An 18,269-nucleotide genomic window follows, 5' to 3' on the forward strand; every position below is an offset into this window, starting at 1 on the left:
AGAAAGTTGTCAGTTGCCAGTAGTCGGTTGAGAATTGTGGACAGTAAGCCGCAAACAACTGATTACTGACGACTATTCGTTAATAAAACCGTTTGCCGTTGGCCAGGAAGGCTTTTACGTCGTCGCGGGTGGGAAATGAGAAGTACGTCATTTGCGAGGCATCATTCTCGATCAGTTCGTAGTTGCCCGAATGAATCTTGTCGATGGATTCCAGAATGGCATCCATGCCCATTTTCTTGGTAATATCGATCAGTTCGGCCTGGCTCATGTTGCCGATCGCCAGTTTTTTCTGAACCAGAATCGGTCCACTGTCAATGCCCTCGTCGACGAAGAATACCGAAACGCCCGTGTGGGTTTCCCCATTTTTCAGAACCCAGAACGAAGGCATCAGCCCCCGGTATTTGGGCAACAACGCTGTGTGCAGATTGATACAGCCGTAAGTCGCCAGGTCGAGCAGTTTACGCTTGAAGATCTGATTGCCCGCAATCGACACGAGCAGGTCGGGTTGGTAGGCCCGCAGCTTCTCCAGGTTTTCTTCTTTATTGATGGCCCCTTCGATCTGAACCAGCGGAATATTACGGTCGGCCAGCACCTTCCGGACATTGTTGCGGCTGTCTAGTTTCGATGCGATGAATTTGAATCCGTAGCGCACAAAAAAAGGTAGCCCGAAGATGTCGTACGTTTTCTTCATCTTCTCGCTGAAACTTTCTCGCTTTCCAAACGGCGACACATCGAAGACGACGGTGGCTACGACTTCGGCATAGGGCGGGAGTTTTGTCAACAGGTAATCGATATTGCGGGCAAGATAAAAGGGATCATCCTGGGTCAGAATCACAAGGCGCATACGCTATTGCATAGGGGTAAGCGACAAAATTACGGATTCCGGCGTAAAGCTGGTGTCGGTTACTATATGAATTCCCCATCTATTGTAATACCGATGCATTGGCTTCGGGTGTATTGGATTCATCGGTTTACCTGACGACCGAAGCTCCGGCTTCGGTGCTACGCCCTGGTATGAACGTTTATGGGAAAATCCAGTCGATAAGTACTTACTAGTCGGTATGCCAAATTTATAGGTATGTGTCAGTAGTCGTGGGTATTAGCCTGCCGTTTCGACTGTGCGAAGAGAAGCCAATGATCTCATAGTCTGACTGTTCGTACTGCCGGGACGAAATAGAAACCAGTCTGGCTGTGAATGTAGGCTGGCCGCTTAATAGAAAAATAGTACAAAAACAATATGATGCTTTCGTAAAGTCTCTGCAATTGCTTTGTCGTATATAAAAAAAGTTATAATATTGCATGCTTGAAGAGCGCCGTCGGGTTTGTAAAAAGGCTGTCTTTTTTCGGGAAAACAGACTGAAACAGACCATTTACTCCAGAAGAATTCGAGAACGTATGACTGACGTATCTGTCATTATTCTGACATACAACGAGGAAAAACACATTACTCGCTGTTTACAGAGCCTATTGCCATTTACGGATAAAATTTTCATCGTCGATTCCTTTTCAACGGATCGAACGGTGGAAATTGCCCGGTCGATGGGCGCGGTTGTCGTTCAGAATGCATGGGTGAATTACGCCACTCAGTTCAATTACGGCATCGAACATAACCCGTTCGGCACGACCTGGCTGATGCGGATGGATGCGGATGAATACGTGATGCCCGAACTGGCGGAGGAAATCAACCGGCGGCTGACAGGTTTACCCGCCGAAGTGGGTGGGGTACACGTGAAGCGGAGGGTCTTTTTCCTGAATCGCTGGATACGGTACGGCGGTTTTTATCCCATCTGGCTGCTTCGGTTATGGCGTCGGGGTGATGGCTTCTGCGAACAGGTCTGGCACGACGAACACATCAAGTTGACGCGGGGTGAATCCATTCAGTTTGCGCACGATATCGTCGATCATAACCTGAATAACCTGACCTGGTGGACGCAGAAGCACAATCATTATACCATCCTGGAAATGATCAACCTGCTCAACTATCGCTACCAGTTCGACCGGGCCGAAAAAGTGCAGCCCCGGTTGTTCGGCACCCAGGAGCAGCGGATTCGCTTTCTGAAAGAAAAATACGCATCGATGCCGTTGTTTACCCGCCCGATTCTATATTTTCTGTACCGGTATTTTGTCCGGCTGGGGTTCCTGGACGGACGTGCCGGGTTTGTCTGGTGCTTTCTGCAGGCTCTATGGTACCGGTTTCTGGTCGATGCCAAGCTGCTGGAAGTACGGATTCGGGTAGGGCAGGATAAAGAAGCCATTATGGCGTATTTCCGGACCGAATACGGTAAAGATCTGAGCGCGATTCGACCCCAGCAGGTTACGCAGGCCTGAACCAGAACCGTCAGTGGCTTAGAAAACTTACAATGGAAACAGTAAACGAAAGATCCGGTCCCTTAATCGATCAGCCGAACGGAAAAACCGACCTGTCGCTTTTCGACAACAGTTGGTACAATCCGGGTCCGCGCTGGAAGGTGCTGCTGTGGTTTCTGGTGAATGCGTTTTTCCTGAATACGTATCTGCCCGTGCCGGTCAGCCTGAAAGTGGCTGTGCTGCGGTTATTTGGCGCAAAAATTGGCCGGAACGTAATGATCAAACCGGCCGTCAATATTAAATACCCATGGTTACTTCAGGTTGGAAATTACGTCTGGATTGGCGAACAGGTCTGGATCGACAATTTCAGCAACGTCACGATTGGCGACAACGCCTGTGTGTCGCAGGGAGCGATGCTGCTGACGGGAAATCATAATTATAAACTTCCCACATTCGACCTGATGCCCGGCTCAATCACCCTGGCCGAAGGTGTCTGGATCGGGGCCAAATCCGTGGTATGTCCGGGGGTTCGGTGTGAGTCGCACGCGGTACTGGCGGTTAGTTCGGTAGCCACCCATACGTTGGCTGCTTATGGTATTTATCAGGGGAATCCGGCCGTTTGGGTCCGACAACGAAACATTACCGCGTGAAAGTATCGATCATAACGGTTGTTTATAATGGAGCAGAGTTTATTCGGGATTGCATCGAATCGATTCTGAATCAGACCTATACCAATATCGAGTACATCATTGTCGATGGCAACTCGACCGACGGCACCGTCGAACTGGTGCAGTCGTATGGGGACCGGATCGCCCGGTTCATTTCCGAACCCGATAAGGGATTATACGACGCCATGAACAAAGGTATCGGGCTGGCAACAGGCGACGTGATCGGGTTGTTGAACGCCGATGATTTTTACCGGCATAGCCGCGTGATTGAACACATGGTAGCGACGTTTGAACGAACCGGCAGCGATGCGGTTTATGGCGACATGATCTACGTGGATCGGGAAGACAACCGCAAAATAAAGCGGTACTGGCGTTCGGGCTGGTATCGTGAAAACGCTTTTCTGTGGGGTTGGATGCCTGGTCACCTATCGTTTTTTGCGAAACGGACGCTCTACGAACGATTCGGGAAATTTCGACTGGATATGAAGAGCGCTGCTGACTATGAGCTGATGCTGCGCTTCATTCATAAGAATAAGATCAAACTGGCGTATATGGACGAGGTTACCATTGTGATGCGGATGGGAGGCATCAGCAACAGCAGCGTAAAAAATCGCCTGCGCGCCAACCGGGAAGACCAGCAGGCCTGGCAGATCAATGGGTTGAAGCCTTACTTTTTTACTTTCTGGCTCAAGCCGCTCCGAAAAGTAAATCAATACGTGAGCAAACCACCAGACTTGCCTGACGCTTGAGTGTCAAGCCGTTAAATCAAATTAGCTTGACTATTTGGGTTATCCGTTGATTTTTACGTACATATTGCGCCCGAATCAGTGGTCCTACATCGTTTAAAAGATCGCACTGTATGAATATTGACTTGTTTATTGCTTATCTACAACATAAATGTGGCGACGATCTGTTCATGCTGGGCTTGTACCAGTGTGTACTGGCTTTCCTGGTCGCCTGCTTCGTTTCCGTCATCGCCATTCCGGTCGTCATCAAAATTTCAGAGCTTAAATCGCTGATGGAAAAACCTGGCGAACGGCGGGCACATACGACGCCTACGCCTACGTTCGGCGGTATTGCAATTTATGCCGCTATCCTGATCGCCTACTTCTTATGGCCTAGCATCGACCAGACGGACATTTATCGTACGAACCTGTCCATCGTAGGAATGACCATTCTATTTTTCGTGGGCATCAAAGATGATCTGGTCAATATCGATCCAACCAAAAAATTGCTCTTTCAGGTACTGGCTTCCATTATCCTGATCTTCTTCGGCGAACTGCGCGTCGATTATTTGTACGGAATTATGGGTTTCCACCACATCGAGGAAGTGGTGAGTATTTTACTGACCTGCTTTATTTTCATCGCCCTGACCAACGCCATCAACCTCATCGACGGCATCGACGGGCTGGCAGGAGGCATTGCAACCATTGCCAGCGGTACCTTCGGGGGTTGGTTCCTGCTGACGAATCACTTTACCATGGCTTGTCTGGCTTTCACCCTGTCGGGGGCTCTGATCGGATTTTTGCGGTTTAATTTCTCGAAAACCAGCAAAATTTTCATGGGTAATACGGGGTCGCTCATCATCGGATTTATGCTGGCGTTCTTCGCCGTGCGGTTTGTGAACCTCAACGCATCCTATCGCTACGAGCCAACGGCGTTCTTCAACGCACCGATTGTGGCCATCGTCATACTGATCGTGCCCATTTTCGATACGCTGCGGGTGTTTCTGGTTCGAATTCTGGCGGGTCGTTCGCCGTTCTCGGCCGACCGGAACCACATGCACCACATTCTGCTCGATAACGGTTTGTCGCACATTGGCGCTACTGCCGTGCTCTGTGGTGCGTCGCTGGTGAACACAATTACCTTCTTTTTGCTGCATCGAAACATCTCCAATACAACCTCACTGATCATTCTGGGTTGTTTGTTTGCCCTGTATATGTTCGTCAGCTTTACGCTTAAAATGCGGGCAAAATATATTTCGACAGACCCACGCCTTCGTAAGTCGATGCTGCGCCGGGAGTGGCAGAACAGCGTGGCTGGCCGACGTCGTATCGTCGACTACTTATAAGGTCTGTTTCTTGCCGACCGCTAAGACAGCACTCCAGATGGAGTGCTTTTTTTATGCCTTGAGCGATGGAGCCGAAAAAATAAAAAAGCGCTCATCATGATGAACGCCCGGTGGCAGAAGCAAGAAGACGAAGTAATTCTAACTGGATTTATTAGGCATGGCAGGGCTGCAATACCCGCGCCGATTGATTACTGTCAGGAAGCGGAAACGATGCGATAGCCTTTTGGATGGCTCGCTCCTGGCTGAATCCCTGATCGCGGTATTTTCTGGCTTTATCGATTACGTCCTGAATCGTGGGTATTTTCATGGAATTCATCGGTGATAGTCAAACGATAAAAGTACGTCCTGCTTAGTTTTAAGTTTAGACGCTTTGCGGTCAAGGAAGTCACTAAAATTTAATTTATACAAATATATATTTACTAAAAGGTAGACAAATGAGTGATATAGCCCTGTTCAGCGCTTTGTATAAAATAAACGATAAGCTGGTAGATAGTAAATTCGTCTTAAGTAAAGACCGTTTAAGCTGGTTAAGTAAGAAGCAATTCGTTTTCAGGCTAAGCGCGTTTTATTGGTTGTAATATGTGATCCATAAAAAAGCACTGGTCAGGATGAACCCGCCAGTGCTTCTGCCAATAAAATGGGATAGTATAGGCTTAAAAAGAAGCGTCTTTTACGACTTCGATGATTATGTCCAGAATAGCGACGCTGATCATAGCTAGGGCCGTCCAGGCACCGGCTGATAAGGATTTTAACGCAATTGGTTTCATGTCGATTGTATGTTTACTGGTTGATGTTGTTTAAATAAATTGCGACTATCGTTAAAACCGGACGTTGTCAACAGGCACGGTTACCAACGCCATTCGATTACTGGCTGGTTTTCTGCCAGCTAGAGGAAACGAAGCTATTGCCAGTTGAATAGCCCGCTCCTGACTTAAGCCCTGATTTCGGTATTTGCTGGCTTTTGTCATGATGTCCTGAATGGTCGGAATGTTCATAAAGTTTATTAATTGTATTTGAGCAGTAAGTAGTGATTCAACTAAGATACTTCTTAGACTGAGGAGTATTTTACAAGTCACTGAAAGAGGAATAATAAAGTTGAAATATATTAAGCGGTGAGGTGACTCGCCTTTGTGAGTCAATCAGCAATGGATTTATAATCGTGACGCGCCCAAGTAGAAAGTAGAATCAACAGAGAAAATGAATGATTGCCATGGGCAATTGCCAGCCTGACCGACGTTGTTTATCTGCACAAATACAGCACACCACTTGCACAAATCCCGCCTTTTTGCGTATTTCGCGTTCCAATTCGGTTCGTCTACTGTCGGTAAACAAACCTGGTTCCAGAAATAAAATAAGAGAGAGGACGAGTTGGAAAAGGCTGAAATGCAAGGTCTAAGCCATTGTTTTTCAATAGAGTAAACCAAACAGAGAGGTGTCCGAGTGGTTGAAGGAGCACGCCTGGAAAGTGTGTATGCGGGCAACCGTATCGAGGGTTCGAATCCCTTCCTCTCTGCAAATGCCTGCTAAGTATCACATAATAAGATACTTATAGTTTTAATCGGGATAAGTTGCGCCATCGCCGACCCGGTGTTCCTAACTACGAGTTGCCCACGAATGTCTGCTTAAACTCGGTTTTACCGAAGTTCCTAATCGAAAGTTTCGTTACAGTATATAAGCTCCGTCGGCAGACTGGAGCCTAACTGCTTTTGCTTTGTTGGATTATCGATGCCAATCACTGTACTGACCGACCTGAAGTGTATGATGATGGTCGACTTGAGGAGTGCCTCACGACGGTAACTATTAAGCCAATTGGATTGAAGGCCACCGCCAAATTGAAGCTTCAGCCGCAATAACTACTTCCGTTTCCGAAGCTATAAAAACCACTTGCTGCACCGTTTCAACTCGCATGGCTAACAGATTTCACCGTAAAAACTATTTTTTGTGGTGGTGAAAGTCAGCAGAACCATATCGGCTACCGCTTGTGCCTTGGTAACTACGGTTTATGTGAGAAAGGCACAACCAACTCATTTCCGGATATAATTGGTACCTACACCTTACAGTCGGCTAACGCTTTTAACTTGATATCTTCAGGTATTTCCTGTCCACGAAGCGTGGCTCCTTTTCGTTTAATCATACGCTGAATGCAGGGCCCTGAAACCGCGCGTTTGGTCATTTACTCGGACACCTACACGAATTAATTCAGTTAGTAGCGGCTAATGCCTGGCTACTACAGACATCAATAAGAATCGATTTACACTTTTCGCCTACCAATTCGAGCTATTAGCTTACCGAATTGACGCGTTGGCGCACATATTTCCTGTAAAGTAGTCTGAGTGGCTAGTTTTGTTAATCTGATCAACAAATAGTCTCTTGCCAATCATGAAGTATCTTTTACTATCGACCTGTTCCTTATTAGTTGCTGGCCGGGCCACTTTCGCTCAAGTTGGCATCAATACCACAACACCAACGAAAATGCTGGATGTCAATGGCACCTTACGTGTTCGCAGTCTGGATAACGGTAGCGCAGCGACAAACTTCAATCAAGTGCTGGTCACTTCTCCAGATGGTACGATTGGAAAAACGTCCAGAAGTTCGTTTGCTGTCGTTGAAAAGTACCAGGTGTATGGTACAGCACCAAGATTGAATATAACCAACACGCAATATACTGTACAACCGGGGATGACCCAGACCTTCGCCCTGTCAGCGCCCGCTTCAGTAATCATATGGGCAACAATCGGCGCTACTTTGCCTGCCGGAAACACGGCAACGGTTAACGTTGATGCGGCACTATTCATAGACGGACAACCAAAACAACAAGGTGGATTTAACCGATTTACGTTGGTAGGTTCGAGTAGTGCAAAAACTTTTAATACCGTTGCCATCAATACGATGATCAATCTAACTGCTGGCAGTCATACGATAGAGTTAAGGACAGCATCTGTTAATGTCGTGCCGAATTTGACAATTGGAGGAAATGCTTCTGTCGATGTCAATCCAGGCGAGATGACCATTCAGGTTTTGTACTGATACCCTGAAGTCCTGCTATAGGGTAGAGGTAATAGTAGAACCACCAGCGCGATTGTGAAAAGGTATTGACTAAGGCTAAGATTTGTACCACTCAACAATAGCTGAACCATGGTATAAAAACTCGTGATCTAAGTAGCATACCGATCGTAGAAGAGCTGGATCTTCTCGCGACTGCGTTTCAGGCGCATCTTGACGGCGCTGATCTTTAGATTATACAGCTGGCTCAATTCGTCCAGGCTCATTCCTTCTTCGTATTTCTGCCGCAACATCGTTTGCTCAGTAACCGATAACGTGGCCAGCGCCCGATTGACTAGCTGAAGCGTTTCTTCCTGCAGAGCCGCTTCCTGGCTTTCCGACAGATTCCGCTCTAGATCTTCGTCGATGATGGTGGTATGAAACCGTTTCGCCTGCCGCTTCTGATCGATGCAGTAGTTATATGCAATCGAATAAATCCAGGTAGCGAAACTCGACCGTTGCTGGAAAGCGCCGATCTTGTCGAAAACCTTGATAAAAATATCATGGGTGAAATCCTGCGCTTTTTCCGAATCCTGGGTTATCGACAGGCATTGCTGATATACTTTACTGACGTAGCGGGTGTAAATCGTTTCAAAACAGTGGTTAGGCTCCTGAAGCAGGTGCTGACGAATCAACTCTTCGTCGGATAACGTGTCAGACATAACAGGCTACTGATAAGTAAGCTAAGGTTATCAACTGAGTGCAATGGATATTAGGACGGCTATATTTACTTTGGTCTCAAAAAATATACTAAACGGCGGTTGGTTAAAACAGGGTCAGTTACATGTTGTGTCTGTCAGCAACTGGAAGCAACTCCCTACAAGCCGCAGAAATCGATCGGTTGCAGGGAAAACAGAGTAATCCAGTTGCTGTAACCGCGACCTGAACGGCAGTTAGCTTATTCTATTTACGGAGGTATCGCCAAAAATGACTACGCCATGCACTACGCTATTTTATTTATTTGCCTGCTGGCTCATCCGCTAAACGCCCAGTCGGCGCTGTCGGGTCTGGGTACTTACCAGATAGGCATCACTACACCGGCCTCCCTAAATCCAACTGCGTTTAAAGAACAGGACCCGCCGCTTGTCAAAGGAACCATTGCGCTGGCCTGCGAACACATCCGGGTGTTTAAAGCACCTGAACAGGTAATCGAAACCACCTCCGTGACAAACCTTACGCTCATTTTTTACGACAATCGGTTAGCGAAGATCGCATGCAATTACAGCCCTGAACTGAATACACTGTTTCGAAGCCAGTATGGGGCGGGTCTTTCACTGCCGAAAAGCCGGGGTCAGCTTTGTCCGGAAAAGAAGGGAAAACCAATGGACATGTGGCGGGAAATCTGGCAGCAGGCGGACGTGGTCGCACTGGCCATTCGGGTCAATGGATACGACAAGGCTTGCGCAAGCCAGGATATAGCCCAGCTTACCGTCGCGAGTTGGCGACAGACGGAACTATCTTCGGACTGCGATGTACAATCTGCCGATCCGTTTGCAGAGGAATTCAGGGAAGTGCTGAACTTACTTCGTGAAAAGCAGCCAGCGGGTAAGGACCGCGACAGATAAACAAGGAGTTAGCTCGTTGGGCAGATAAGTGATTGCGTGAAGCCAGAACGATTCCCGTCGAAAAAGCACAACCGCATCGGCGAAAGGTAATAACTTAGCGGCTTTGTCGGAAATCACGTATCAGATGATGAGCAGCTCATCAGGTCGATGTGACGCCGGCGCAAACTGTTTGTGCATTCATGAAGACAACCGAAAATCCCTGGCAGACGCTGAATTCGTCTGTCAAATACGAAAATCCCTGGTTATCCATCCGCCACGAAGACGTGCTGACCCCCGCTGGTACGCCGGGTATTTATGGAGTCGTAAGTTTCAAGAACAAAGCGGTCGGCGTAATTCCAATCGATGCAGACGGTAATACGTATCTGGTCGGGCAGTATCGTTACCCGCTGAACGAATACTCGTGGGAAATTCCCGAAGGAGGCTCTCCGCTCGACACCGACCCGCTTGAGTCGGCCCGTCGTGAATTAAAGGAAGAAACGGGTCTGGAAGCCCGAAGCTGGACTAAAATTGCCCGGATTCATACGTCCAACTCCGCCACCGACGAGGAGGGGTTTCTCTATATTGCCGAAGATCTGGTGCAGGGCGAACACGCACCCGAAGAAACGGAAGAGCTGCGCATCTGGAAATTGCCATTGGCTGAAGCGGTGAACATGGTCATGACCAGTCAGATCACCGACTCGCTCAGCATGAGCGGCCTGCTTATGGTGGCCCGGTTACGGGGAATTTAAACACAGTTTACCAGATTCGGTTTATGGTTTACAGAAACCACCTGAGTTTGCAGGACCTGGTTTCTGTAAGCTGTAAGCCAGATACCGTAAACCTAAAACAAGCATTCCACTGTGTTTTTACCGATTATTTTTGGTTTCTTACTCGGAGTTGCCCTTTGCCTGACCTTCGGAACCGTGTTCTTCGCCCTGATTCAGAATAGCGTCGATAACGGGTTCTGGTCGGGATTTAAAATGGTGCTCGGGGTTATTACGGGCGATATCATCTTTGTCATTGCCGCCCTAATCGGGACGTCCTTCATTCCCAAAGTGCAGGGATTCGAGAATATCATGGCGGCCGTGGGGGTGCTGTTCCTGGTCATCCTGGGCTTTGTCAATATTTTTAAGGGAACGCCCCGGCTTGCTTACCCCAAAACCAGCTTCGGCAATTTCGTTTATTATTTTACCACGGGTTTTTTCCTGAATGCCCTGAATCCGGTCAATTTTGTGGCCTGGGTAGCTATCGTGGCGTATATTCGTTCGCACCTGCACTATTCCGATGCCCAGCAATACGCCTTTATGACGGCTGCCCTGGTCGGCATTTTTGCAACCGAGAACGCGCTGGCCTATTATGCCAACCGGCTCAAGCGATTATTTACTCCCCGCGTCGTGCTGATCTTCAACCGCGTAACGGGCGTCGTTTTTCTCATCGGTGCCGCTAATATTGCCTATAACCGCCTACTGGAGCCGCTCTCGAAAGCTATGAACTGGTGAGACGGTTTAATGGATAATGTAGAATGAATAATGTTTTCCGGCGAATGGATTATTCATTCTACATTATCCATGATCATTTTTTGCTCAAAAACTCCTGCCACTCCTGAATCAGGTTCTTTTTCAGAACGCGCGGAAATTTGTGTTGACCGCCCATCTTACCCCGCGATTCCATCCAGTCGTAGAAGGTTTTAACCGGCAGAACGGTCACCGAGATATCTTTCAGAGCATGCCGACGCTCGACGGCGTAGTCATCGTTAAGCTCCTTGAGCCGGGCGTCGATTTTGTCGCGCAGAACGGTGGCGTCTACTTTGTCGTCGGTACCGATATACCAATGGTGAGCGAACAAGGTATCGTGGGCGACACCCGCTACGGTAAACTCCCGGATCGAAATACCCAGCTCGTCGGAGACCATCTCGATGGCTTTATTCATGTTGTCGACCGAGAGGTGTTCGCCACAGAGGCTTAAAAAATGCTTCGTTCGCCCTGTAATGACGATTTCGGCGCGGCTAATGTTTACAAACCGGATCGTGTCGCCGATCAGATACCGCCAGGCTCCGGAGCAGGTCGACAGCAGAAGCGCGTATTCTTTGCCTGCCTCCACCTCATCGATCATCAGGGTCTGTGGGTCTTCGACCAGCTCACCGTCCGGCGTGAAATTCCGCTCATTGAACGGGATGAATTCAAAAAACAGCCCGTTGTTAAGCACCAACTGCATTCCCTCGGCATTCGGATGGGTCTGGTAAGCAATGAACCCCTCCGAGGCCAGGTAGGTCTCGATATAGGTGATGGGGTGGGCGAGGAGCTTCTCGAAACCTGCCCGGTAGGGTTCAAACGAGACCCCGCCATGACAGAATACCATCAGGTTGGGCCAGACGTCGTGGATGGTTTTGACCTGGTACCGGGCAATGATCTTTTCCATCAGCAGCTGAATCCAGGCCGGAACGCCAACCACGTAGCCGATATCCCAGTTCCCGGCCTGCTCGGTAATCTCGTCCAGCTTCAGGGCCCAGTCGCGTTCCTGAGCGATCTGCCGCCCCGGCTTGTAGAATCGCTGAAACCAGAACGGAATCTGGCTGGCGGTAATCCCGCTCAAATCACCCTCGAAGTGTCCCTGACGTGCACTCAGGTTCGTGCTGCCGCCAAGCATTAGGTAGCCTTTTTCGTAGAGGGTGGCGGGCAGGTTCTGGTATTTACCCAGCGTCAGAATCTGACGGATACTCGATCGCCGGATGGCTTTCGACATCGCTTTCGTCACGGGAATGTACTTCGTAGCAGCCTCCGACGTGCCGGAACTGAGCGCGAAGTATTTCACCCGGCCGGGCCAGGCTACGTTTTTTTCGCCCGCCAGCGTCCGGTTCCACCACCCATCGAACATTTTATTGTAATCGTGAATGGGCACAAACTGCTTGAATTTCTGATAAAATTCGCGGTCGTTGCCAAACTCGACGGCCCGCAGCAACTCGTCGAAATGATAAGCGGTACCAAACTGGGTGAACTGTGCTTTCTGGATGAGCTTACGAAAGGCTTTGCGTTGCTGACGACTGGCACTGAATTTTCGAAGCCGAACTACATTAGTCAGCCGAATGCCATTTTTGAGTAAACTACCGAGGAGAGCCATAGTTGTTGATAATGAATAATGGACAATGAACAATGATTAATGAAAAATGCACAATGCCCTGAGCCATTATCCATCATTCATTATCCATTGTTCATTAAAATTACAACTGCCAGTTTTTCAGTTCCTCCAGCATCCCATAGGCCGTCAGGTCGTACTGGCAGGGGACTACGGACGTGTAGTTCTGGGCCAGCGCGTACTCGTCGGTATCTTCGGCATGGGTGTCGAAATTGACGAAATCGCCCGCCAGCCAAAAATACCGGCGACCGTTCGGGTCACGTCTTTCGTCGAAAACCTCCTGCCATTTGGCGTTCGCCTGCCGGCAGATGCGAATCCCTTTCAGGGGTTCCGCCGAGCGGGCCGGGAAGTTGACATTCAGGGCGGTACCTCGCTTGAGACCCTGCTCCAGCACGTTGCGGGCAATGGTCAGGATGTGCTCGTAGGTGTGCGAGAAATCGGGCTGGCGGGTAAAATCGCCGAGCGAGAAACCAATGGCCGGAATGCCTTCGATGGCCGCTTCGATAGCCGCCGACATCGTTCCCGAATACAGGATACTGATGGACGAGTTGCTGCCGTGATTGATGCCGCTGACCACCAGGTCCGGGGCGCGGTCTTTCAAAACGTGATGCTTGGCCAGCTTCACACAGTCGGCTGGCGTGCCTGAGCATTCGTACGCCGGAACCTCGCCATAGATGTCGGAAGGATACAGCCGAATGGGGTTGGCAATCGTAATCGCGTGGCCCATACCCGATTGGGGGCTGTTCGGGGCCACCACCACCACCGATCCGAGCTGCTTCATCAAGTCAACGAGCGTCCGAATACCGTGGGCCGTGATGCCATCGTCGTTGGTTACTAAAATCAGGGGCTTTTGTGCAGCCATAAACGAGTTGTCCGTGGCTAGTGGTCAGTCGACAGTTAGCTGCGTCGGCTAACCACCAGCAACTTTTTTGCAATACTACGTAAATCGGCCGGAAGGTGGCGTTGGAAAATCGAGGAAGGCAGCGAAATAAGGCCAATGTCGGGTTTGGAATAACATGACTACTTTTGTCGTTCGCAGCGCTCATTCGTTATTGCCCATGCTTTCGTCCCGGCACCTGATCTTCATGGAAGTGGCCCGTTTGTTAAGCTTCACCAAAGCCAGCCAGACGCTATTTTTGAGCCAGTCCGCTATTAGTAAACACATTAAATCGCTCGAATATTTTTATAAAACCGGTTTGTTCGAGCGCCACGGAACGAGTATCAGCTTAACCCAGGCGGGCCAGACCCTGTATGCCAAATTGCTCGAAGCCGGTCAGTTGCAGGCCGATCTGCACCAGGAACTGCAGCAGATCAATGAAAATTTCCTGCCGCCGACCAAACTGGCCATCGGAGCCAGCACCACCATCAGCCTGTATGTGCTGCCGCCCGTGCTGTCGGCCTATCTGAAGCGCTACGCCAACCTCCAGATCAGTGTACTCAACCGCAATTCGAACAACATTCAGAATGCGCTGCTAAACCATGATATCGACGTAGGAATCGTGGAAGGTGTGGCGCGGGTCAACACGCTGGTGTATACGCCCTTCATCACCGACGATGTGCTGGCGGTCTGTTCGGCCAGGAGCCCTCTGCGCAATCTGCCGCTGACAGTGGCTGATCTGCCCTCGATTTCAATGGCTTTACGGGAAAACGGGTCGGGTACGCTCGCCGTCATCGAGGATGAGCTAGGCAAACGGGGCATCGGCCTGTCGTCGCTTCAGGTGCTGATTCGGTTAGGCGGCACCGAAGCGCTGAAAAATTTTGTGCTGGCCGATACTTGCCTGGCCTTTCTGCCCAAACGGGCTATTCTGAAAGAACTGGTAGCCGGCGAGCTGGTCGAAGTGCCCATCCGCGATCTGGCTCTTCAGCGAACCTTCTATTTTATTCAGCGGAAAGGTACCGAGAACAACCGGCTGGTCAGCACGTTTATTCGGTTTACGCAACGACATTATTCTCAAACGGAATAACTCATCTCAAATTGGTATTTGCTTCGTGGGTTGGGAACCGGGACTTTTCGGAAAAATACAACCATGAACTTCACTATAACTTCATCGCTGCTGGGCGAGCTGCACTGCTCGAATTGCGGTTCTATTCACAATGCATTCGAGCGGCAAACCCTGTCGGTCTGCTGTCAGGCTCCTCTTTTGTGCCGCTATATTCTCGAAAACGGGAGCTACATGAAAGCGGAGTTGCTCAACCGTCCCAAGTCGCTCTGGCGATACGAAGAGTTGTTGCCCGTTATCCAGCCCGAAAATCAGATTAGCCTGGGCGAAGGGTTTACGCCAATTCTGCCCCTGAAGCGCCTGGCCGATCGCTACGGTTTCAGGCATCTTAGCCTGAAAGACGAAGGATTGAATCCAACCGGTTCGTTCAAAGCCAGAGGGCTGTGCATGGCCATTTCGAAAGCAAAGGAAAATGGTGAACAGGCCTGCATTATTCCGACGGCCGGAAACGCCGGGGTAGCGATGGCGGCCTACTGCGCCCGGGCGGGCCTGGAAGCGGTGGTGGTTATGCCCCGGCATACTCCCGATGCGTTTAAAGAAGAATGTATCGGCTACAATGCCCGCCTGATCGAAGTGGATGGGCTGATCAACGACTGTGCGGCCTATATTCAGCAACTGAATCGGCAGGGCGATTATTTCGACGTTTCGACCCTGAAAGAACCCTACCGACTGGAAGGTAAAAAAACCATGGGCTTCGAAATTGCCGAGCAATTGACCTGGGAACTACCCGATGTGATCATGTACCCGACCGGTGGCGGAACGGGCCTGATCGGCATCTGGAAAGCGTTTCACGAGATGAAGGCAATGGGTTGGTTTTCGAAAGACCAGCGCTTTCCCCGCATGGTAGCTGTGCAGGCGGAGAATTGTTCGCCGATTGTCGATACCTGGGAGAAAAAACAGCTGAACAGCAAGCAATACGTGGGGAAGCCAACCCTGGCAAATGGACTGGCCGTTCCGCGCCCTATCGGAGAGCCACTGATGCTGACTGTGCTGCGGGAATCTTGCGGAACAGCGGTCGCCGTTTCAGAAGACGACATGCTGGAGGGCGTCAGCGAACTATGCCGCTACGAAGGCATGTTCGTTGCACCCGAAGGAGGGGCCATCTGGGCGGCCACGAAAAAACTATTCCACCAGGGCTGGCTTAAACCCGACGAACACGTACTGCTGCTCAATACGGGCTCAGGCCAGAAATACCTGGATAACGTCAAAGGGAAGTGGACGCTGTAGTCCGGGCTTTAGCCTGATTTATCGCAAGCCGGCAACGGGCTAAAGCCCGGAATGCAGGGGATTCTGACCTTTTCGGCTTTTGTACCCTTGTATGGGGGAGTAGCTCACCGTTTGTTTGCCATAATAGCCTGTGCCGTCGTATTCGCGCCGATTGGGGTCCTGTTTGCACTCATCGCTACAGGTTCCCTGGTGGTCTACACCGCAGGCTTCACAGAGCGTGAAGTGCTTGTTGCAGGTAGGACTGGCGCAGTTGATCATCCGGCTGGTGGGCGTACCACACCGAAAGCAGGTCGACACAATCGACGGATTGACGTGATTGACGGGCACTGTTACGCGGTTGTCGAACACGTAGCATTCGCCGTCGAAATCCTCTCCGCCCGCTTCCATACCATATTTAATGATACCGCCGTGGAGCTGATAAACATTCTCGAAACCCTGTGATAGCAGATAAGCCGACGCTTTTTCGCATTTGATACCACCGGTGCAGTACGTAACGATCTTTTTACCCGAGCCCTTCAGATGGTCGATTTCAGCTATGTGTTCGGGAAGTTCGCGCAGGTTTTCCATGTCGAACGTGATGGCTCCCCTGAACCGCCCAACCTCGTGCTCGTAGTTGGAGCGCATATCGACCAGTACCACATCCGGATCGTTTTTGAGTTGCCGGAACTCCTCCGGCTCCAGATGAATGCCCGTTTGGCGGAGTGGATCGACCGGAAGGTCTGAATGAACGATTTCGGACTTGACCCGCACATGAAGCTTCTGAAAAGTGTGCCCGTCGGCCTCATCGATCTTGAATTCGATACCGGCAAATCGCGGATCGGCCTGAAGGGCTTCCATATAGGCTTCGCAGTCGGCTGTCAGGCCCGAAACGGTGCCATTGAGACCTTCGGGGGCCACGATAATACGCCCGAGCAGATTCAGACGCAGGCACAGCAGATGGTGCTCCTCGCGGTACTGCTCCGGGTTTTCAATCGGTGCATAGATGTAGTATAAAAGAACGCGGTACGGTTTCATGGGTAACAACAGAAGGCAATAGTCCAACAGAGCCGGTCGCTCTATGATTCACTCCTGCCTACAAAATTAAGTGAAAACAGTCATTAGTCGATCGTCGTTAGGCAAGAGTGGTCAGTGGCTCTTACTCTGTTGGGTGGCTGATCACTGACTACTGACCACTAACCACTGATCCATGCACATCGCCATCACAGGAAATATCGGAGCGGGCAAAACCACACTGGCCGGACTACTGGCCAGACATTATGGCTGGGAGGTTCTCTACGAAGCCGTGGAAGGGAATCCGTATCTGGCTGACTTTTACGAAGATATGCCCCGCTGGTCGTTCAATCTGCAGATTTATTTCCTCAACAGCCGGTTCGCGCAGATGAAGAAGATCATCGACAGCCAGCAAATGAGCGAACGGACCGGCGAACCGGTCCGAACCATGGTGCAGGACCGAACCATTTATGAGGATGCGGCCATCTTTGCCCGGAACCTGTACCAGGGGGGCGATATGACCGAGCGCGATTACCTGACCTATCGTCAGGTGTTCGAAAACATGATGAGTCTGGTGAATCCTCCCGACCTGATGATCTACCTCCGGGCCGACCTGCCCAAGCTGCGCCGGCAGATCCAGAAGCGGGGGCGCTCGTTCGAAAACGCCATCAGCGACGATTACCTGAACCGATTGAACCGGTTGTACGAGGAGTTCGTAGCCTCGTATGACCTGGGACCTTTACTGTTGCTGGACGTTACCAGGCTGGACTACGCGAACCGACCCACTGATTTCGAAACCGTCATCCGACAGATCGACGCATCGCTGGGAACGGTTCCCAAAAGCTGAACGGATTAACCAAAAAAGATTGTGTACGTATGCATACAAAGGGTAGTTATGGCTGGATATGGCGGCCTGTCTACCCTTTGTACGTATAGCCTAAATCGGGTAGGTGAAGCTAGCCAGCCCCGATGGATTACCTCGAATTCGCCCCGTTTCGATCACTTAATGGCTGAAAATTACTAAGTAAAATTTACTATGTAGTTTATTGTTACGGTAAGTAATTAAATAACTAAGATATATATGTCATTATATGACAAATAAGACTTTTTGTACATTAAGATGAAATTAAATAAGTAAAATAATTGATACTAAAATAAATTTTTGTTTAATATTAATATCAAAATTATACATTTGCGCAAATCATAGTTTAAAAATATGCTAGATATTTAACATGTTCATGTATCTACTTGAGCATGTTCATTGTCTTTCACGACCATTTATCCATCT

18 protein-coding genes and 1 tRNA gene are annotated in these 18,269 nt (G+C 49.8%); 12 read left to right on the forward strand and 7 right to left on the reverse strand.

Going from position 1 to position 18,269, the window contains the following annotated elements; translation table 11 throughout:
• Nucleotides 1-79 precede the first annotated feature (79 nt).
• Nucleotides 80-844, reverse strand: a complete 765-nt coding sequence (locus tag ACYVC2_RS23215) for a methionyl-tRNA formyltransferase (protein WP_461106230.1) — start codon at nt 842-844, stop codon at nt 80-82.
• 551 nt (nt 845-1,395) lie between these two features.
• On the opposite strand from ACYVC2_RS23215, the gene ACYVC2_RS23220 reads away from it, so the two are divergent.
• The 4 genes from ACYVC2_RS23220 (at nt 1,396) to ACYVC2_RS23235 (ending at nt 5,046) form a co-directional block, all read left to right on the forward strand.
• Nucleotides 1,396-2,328 carry a glycosyltransferase family 2 protein gene (locus ACYVC2_RS23220; RefSeq protein WP_461106232.1) on the forward strand — a complete coding sequence of 311 codons (933 nt, stop codon included), beginning with the start codon at nt 1,396-1,398 and terminating at the stop codon, nt 2,326-2,328.
• Between the two features lie 32 nt (nt 2,329-2,360).
• Entirely contained in the window at nt 2,361-2,957 is a 597-nt protein-coding gene (locus ACYVC2_RS23225; RefSeq protein WP_461106234.1) for a WcaF family extracellular polysaccharide biosynthesis acetyltransferase, read from the forward strand.
• The gene (locus ACYVC2_RS23230) at nt 2,954-3,724 is read left to right on the forward strand and encodes a glycosyltransferase family 2 protein (RefSeq protein WP_461106236.1); all 771 of its coding nucleotides are present in this window, start codon (nt 2,954-2,956) and stop codon (nt 3,722-3,724) included. Before ACYVC2_RS23225 ends, ACYVC2_RS23230 begins: the two co-directional genes overlap by 4 nt.
• Before the next feature lie 110 nt (nt 3,725-3,834).
• Nucleotides 3,835-5,046, forward strand: a complete 1,212-nt coding sequence (locus ACYVC2_RS23235) for a glycosyltransferase family 4 protein (RefSeq protein WP_461106238.1) — start codon at nt 3,835-3,837, stop codon at nt 5,044-5,046.
• Nucleotides 5,047-5,197: 151 nt separating this feature from the next.
• On the opposite strand, the gene ACYVC2_RS23240 is transcribed toward ACYVC2_RS23235, so the two are convergent.
• Together ACYVC2_RS23240 and ACYVC2_RS23245 are read right to left on the reverse strand one after the other, a co-directional pair.
• Entirely contained in the window at nt 5,198-5,353 is a 156-nt protein-coding gene (locus ACYVC2_RS23240) for a hypothetical protein (RefSeq protein ID WP_461106240.1), read from the reverse strand.
• 511 nt (nt 5,354-5,864) lie between these two features.
• Nucleotides 5,865-6,041, reverse strand: a complete 177-nt coding sequence (locus tag ACYVC2_RS23245; RefSeq protein ID WP_461106242.1) for a hypothetical protein — start codon at nt 6,039-6,041, stop codon at nt 5,865-5,867.
• 431 nt (nt 6,042-6,472) lie between these two features.
• On the opposite strand from ACYVC2_RS23245, the gene ACYVC2_RS23250 reads away from it, so the two are divergent.
• Both ACYVC2_RS23250 and ACYVC2_RS23255 read left to right on the forward strand, forming a co-directional pair.
• A tRNA-Ser gene (locus ACYVC2_RS23250) sits at nt 6,473-6,559 on the forward strand.
• 866 nt (nt 6,560-7,425) lie between these two features.
• Nucleotides 7,426-8,073: a hypothetical protein gene (locus ACYVC2_RS23255; protein ID WP_461106244.1), complete on the forward strand. Its 648-nt coding sequence runs from the start codon at nt 7,426-7,428 to the stop codon at nt 8,071-8,073.
• 128 nt (nt 8,074-8,201) lie between these two features.
• Here ACYVC2_RS23255 and ACYVC2_RS23260 read toward each other — a convergent pair whose 3' ends face one another.
• Nucleotides 8,202-8,750, reverse strand: coding sequence for an RNA polymerase sigma factor (locus tag ACYVC2_RS23260; RefSeq protein WP_461106246.1), 549 nt, complete (start codon nt 8,748-8,750; stop codon nt 8,202-8,204).
• Nucleotides 8,751-9,026: 276 nt separating this feature from the next.
• Here ACYVC2_RS23260 and ACYVC2_RS23265 point away from each other — a divergent pair, with 276 nt between their 5' ends.
• The 3 genes from ACYVC2_RS23265 (at nt 9,027) to ACYVC2_RS23275 (ending at nt 11,131) form a co-directional block, all read left to right on the forward strand.
• Nucleotides 9,027-9,653, forward strand: coding sequence for a hypothetical protein (locus ACYVC2_RS23265; protein ID WP_461106248.1), 627 nt, complete (start codon nt 9,027-9,029; stop codon nt 9,651-9,653).
• A gap of 179 nt (nt 9,654-9,832) precedes the next feature.
• Nucleotides 9,833-10,381: an NUDIX domain-containing protein gene (locus ACYVC2_RS23270; RefSeq protein WP_461106250.1), complete on the forward strand. Its 549-nt coding sequence runs from the start codon at nt 9,833-9,835 to the stop codon at nt 10,379-10,381.
• Nucleotides 10,382-10,492: 111 nt separating this feature from the next.
• The gene (locus ACYVC2_RS23275) at nt 10,493-11,131 is read left to right on the forward strand and encodes a LysE family translocator (protein WP_461106252.1); all 639 of its coding nucleotides are present in this window, start codon (nt 10,493-10,495) and stop codon (nt 11,129-11,131) included.
• Nucleotides 11,132-11,204: 73 nt separating this feature from the next.
• Here the strand turns inward: ACYVC2_RS23275 and ACYVC2_RS23280 are convergent, their stop codons facing one another.
• Together ACYVC2_RS23280 and surE are read right to left on the reverse strand one after the other, a co-directional pair.
• Complete coding sequence (locus tag ACYVC2_RS23280; protein ID WP_461106254.1) at nt 11,205-12,749, reverse strand: GH3 family acyl-acid amido synthetase; 1,545 nt, start codon at nt 12,747-12,749, stop codon at nt 11,205-11,207.
• Nucleotides 12,750-12,849: 100 nt separating this feature from the next.
• Nucleotides 12,850-13,626, reverse strand: coding sequence for a 5'/3'-nucleotidase SurE (gene surE, locus ACYVC2_RS23285; protein WP_461106256.1), 777 nt, complete (start codon nt 13,624-13,626; stop codon nt 12,850-12,852).
• A gap of 154 nt (nt 13,627-13,780) precedes the next feature.
• Between surE and ACYVC2_RS23290 the strand changes: the two genes are divergently transcribed.
• Together ACYVC2_RS23290 and ACYVC2_RS23295 are read left to right on the forward strand one after the other, a co-directional pair.
• Nucleotides 13,781-14,728 (forward strand): LysR substrate-binding domain-containing protein, encoded by a 948-nt coding sequence (locus ACYVC2_RS23290; protein ID WP_461106257.1) that lies wholly within the window; start codon nt 13,781-13,783, stop codon nt 14,726-14,728.
• A 63-nt stretch (nt 14,729-14,791) separates the two neighbouring features.
• The gene (locus ACYVC2_RS23295) at nt 14,792-15,991 is read left to right on the forward strand and encodes a threonine synthase (RefSeq protein ID WP_461106259.1); all 1,200 of its coding nucleotides are present in this window, start codon (nt 14,792-14,794) and stop codon (nt 15,989-15,991) included.
• Nucleotides 15,992-16,030: 39 nt separating this feature from the next.
• On the opposite strand, the gene trhO is transcribed toward ACYVC2_RS23295, so the two are convergent.
• Nucleotides 16,031-17,005, reverse strand: a complete 975-nt coding sequence (gene trhO, locus ACYVC2_RS23300) for an oxygen-dependent tRNA uridine(34) hydroxylase TrhO (protein WP_461106261.1) — start codon at nt 17,003-17,005, stop codon at nt 16,031-16,033.
• Between the two features lie 172 nt (nt 17,006-17,177).
• On the opposite strand from trhO, the gene ACYVC2_RS23305 reads away from it, so the two are divergent.
• Nucleotides 17,178-17,828 carry a deoxynucleoside kinase gene (locus ACYVC2_RS23305; RefSeq protein ID WP_461106263.1) on the forward strand — a complete coding sequence of 217 codons (651 nt, stop codon included), beginning with the start codon at nt 17,178-17,180 and terminating at the stop codon, nt 17,826-17,828.
• Nucleotides 17,829-18,269: the final 441 nt, after the last annotated feature.

The sequence above is a fragment of the Spirosoma koreense genome (assembly GCF_054777875.1).

What these genes read in the sequence shown, in the direction of transcription:
- ACYVC2_RS23215 (WP_461106230.1), bottom strand. Translation starts at nt 844, where the DNA reads ATGCGCCTTGTGATTCTGACCCAGGATGATCCCTTTTATCTTGCCCGC.
- ACYVC2_RS23220 (WP_461106232.1), top strand. Translation starts at nt 1,396, where the DNA reads ATGACTGACGTATCTGTCATTATTCTGACATACAACGAGGAAAAACAC.
- ACYVC2_RS23225 (WP_461106234.1), top strand. Translation starts at nt 2,361, where the DNA reads ATGGAAACAGTAAACGAAAGATCCGGTCCCTTAATCGATCAGCCGAAC.
- ACYVC2_RS23235 (WP_461106238.1), top strand. Translation starts at nt 3,835, where the DNA reads ATGAATATTGACTTGTTTATTGCTTATCTACAACATAAATGTGGCGAC.
- ACYVC2_RS23240 (WP_461106240.1), bottom strand. Translation starts at nt 5,353, where the DNA reads ATGAAAATACCCACGATTCAGGACGTAATCGATAAAGCCAGAAAATAC.
- ACYVC2_RS23245 (WP_461106242.1), bottom strand. Translation starts at nt 6,041, where the DNA reads ATGAACATTCCGACCATTCAGGACATCATGACAAAAGCCAGCAAATAC.
- ACYVC2_RS23255 (WP_461106244.1), top strand. Translation starts at nt 7,426, where the DNA reads ATGAAGTATCTTTTACTATCGACCTGTTCCTTATTAGTTGCTGGCCGG.
- ACYVC2_RS23260 (WP_461106246.1), bottom strand. Translation starts at nt 8,750, where the DNA reads ATGTCTGACACGTTATCCGACGAAGAGTTGATTCGTCAGCACCTGCTT.
- ACYVC2_RS23265 (WP_461106248.1), top strand. Translation starts at nt 9,027, where the DNA reads ATGCACTACGCTATTTTATTTATTTGCCTGCTGGCTCATCCGCTAAAC.
- ACYVC2_RS23270 (WP_461106250.1), top strand. Translation starts at nt 9,833, where the DNA reads ATGAAGACAACCGAAAATCCCTGGCAGACGCTGAATTCGTCTGTCAAA.
- ACYVC2_RS23280 (WP_461106254.1), bottom strand. Translation starts at nt 12,749, where the DNA reads ATGGCTCTCCTCGGTAGTTTACTCAAAAATGGCATTCGGCTGACTAAT.
- surE (WP_461106256.1), bottom strand. Translation starts at nt 13,626, where the DNA reads ATGGCTGCACAAAAGCCCCTGATTTTAGTAACCAACGACGATGGCATC.
- ACYVC2_RS23290 (WP_461106257.1), top strand. Translation starts at nt 13,781, where the DNA reads ATGACTACTTTTGTCGTTCGCAGCGCTCATTCGTTATTGCCCATGCTT.
- ACYVC2_RS23295 (WP_461106259.1), top strand. Translation starts at nt 14,792, where the DNA reads ATGAACTTCACTATAACTTCATCGCTGCTGGGCGAGCTGCACTGCTCG.
- trhO (WP_461106261.1), bottom strand. Translation starts at nt 17,005, where the DNA reads ATGAAACCGTACCGCGTTCTTTTATACTACATCTATGCACCGATTGAA.
- ACYVC2_RS23305 (WP_461106263.1), top strand. Translation starts at nt 17,178, where the DNA reads ATGCACATCGCCATCACAGGAAATATCGGAGCGGGCAAAACCACACTG.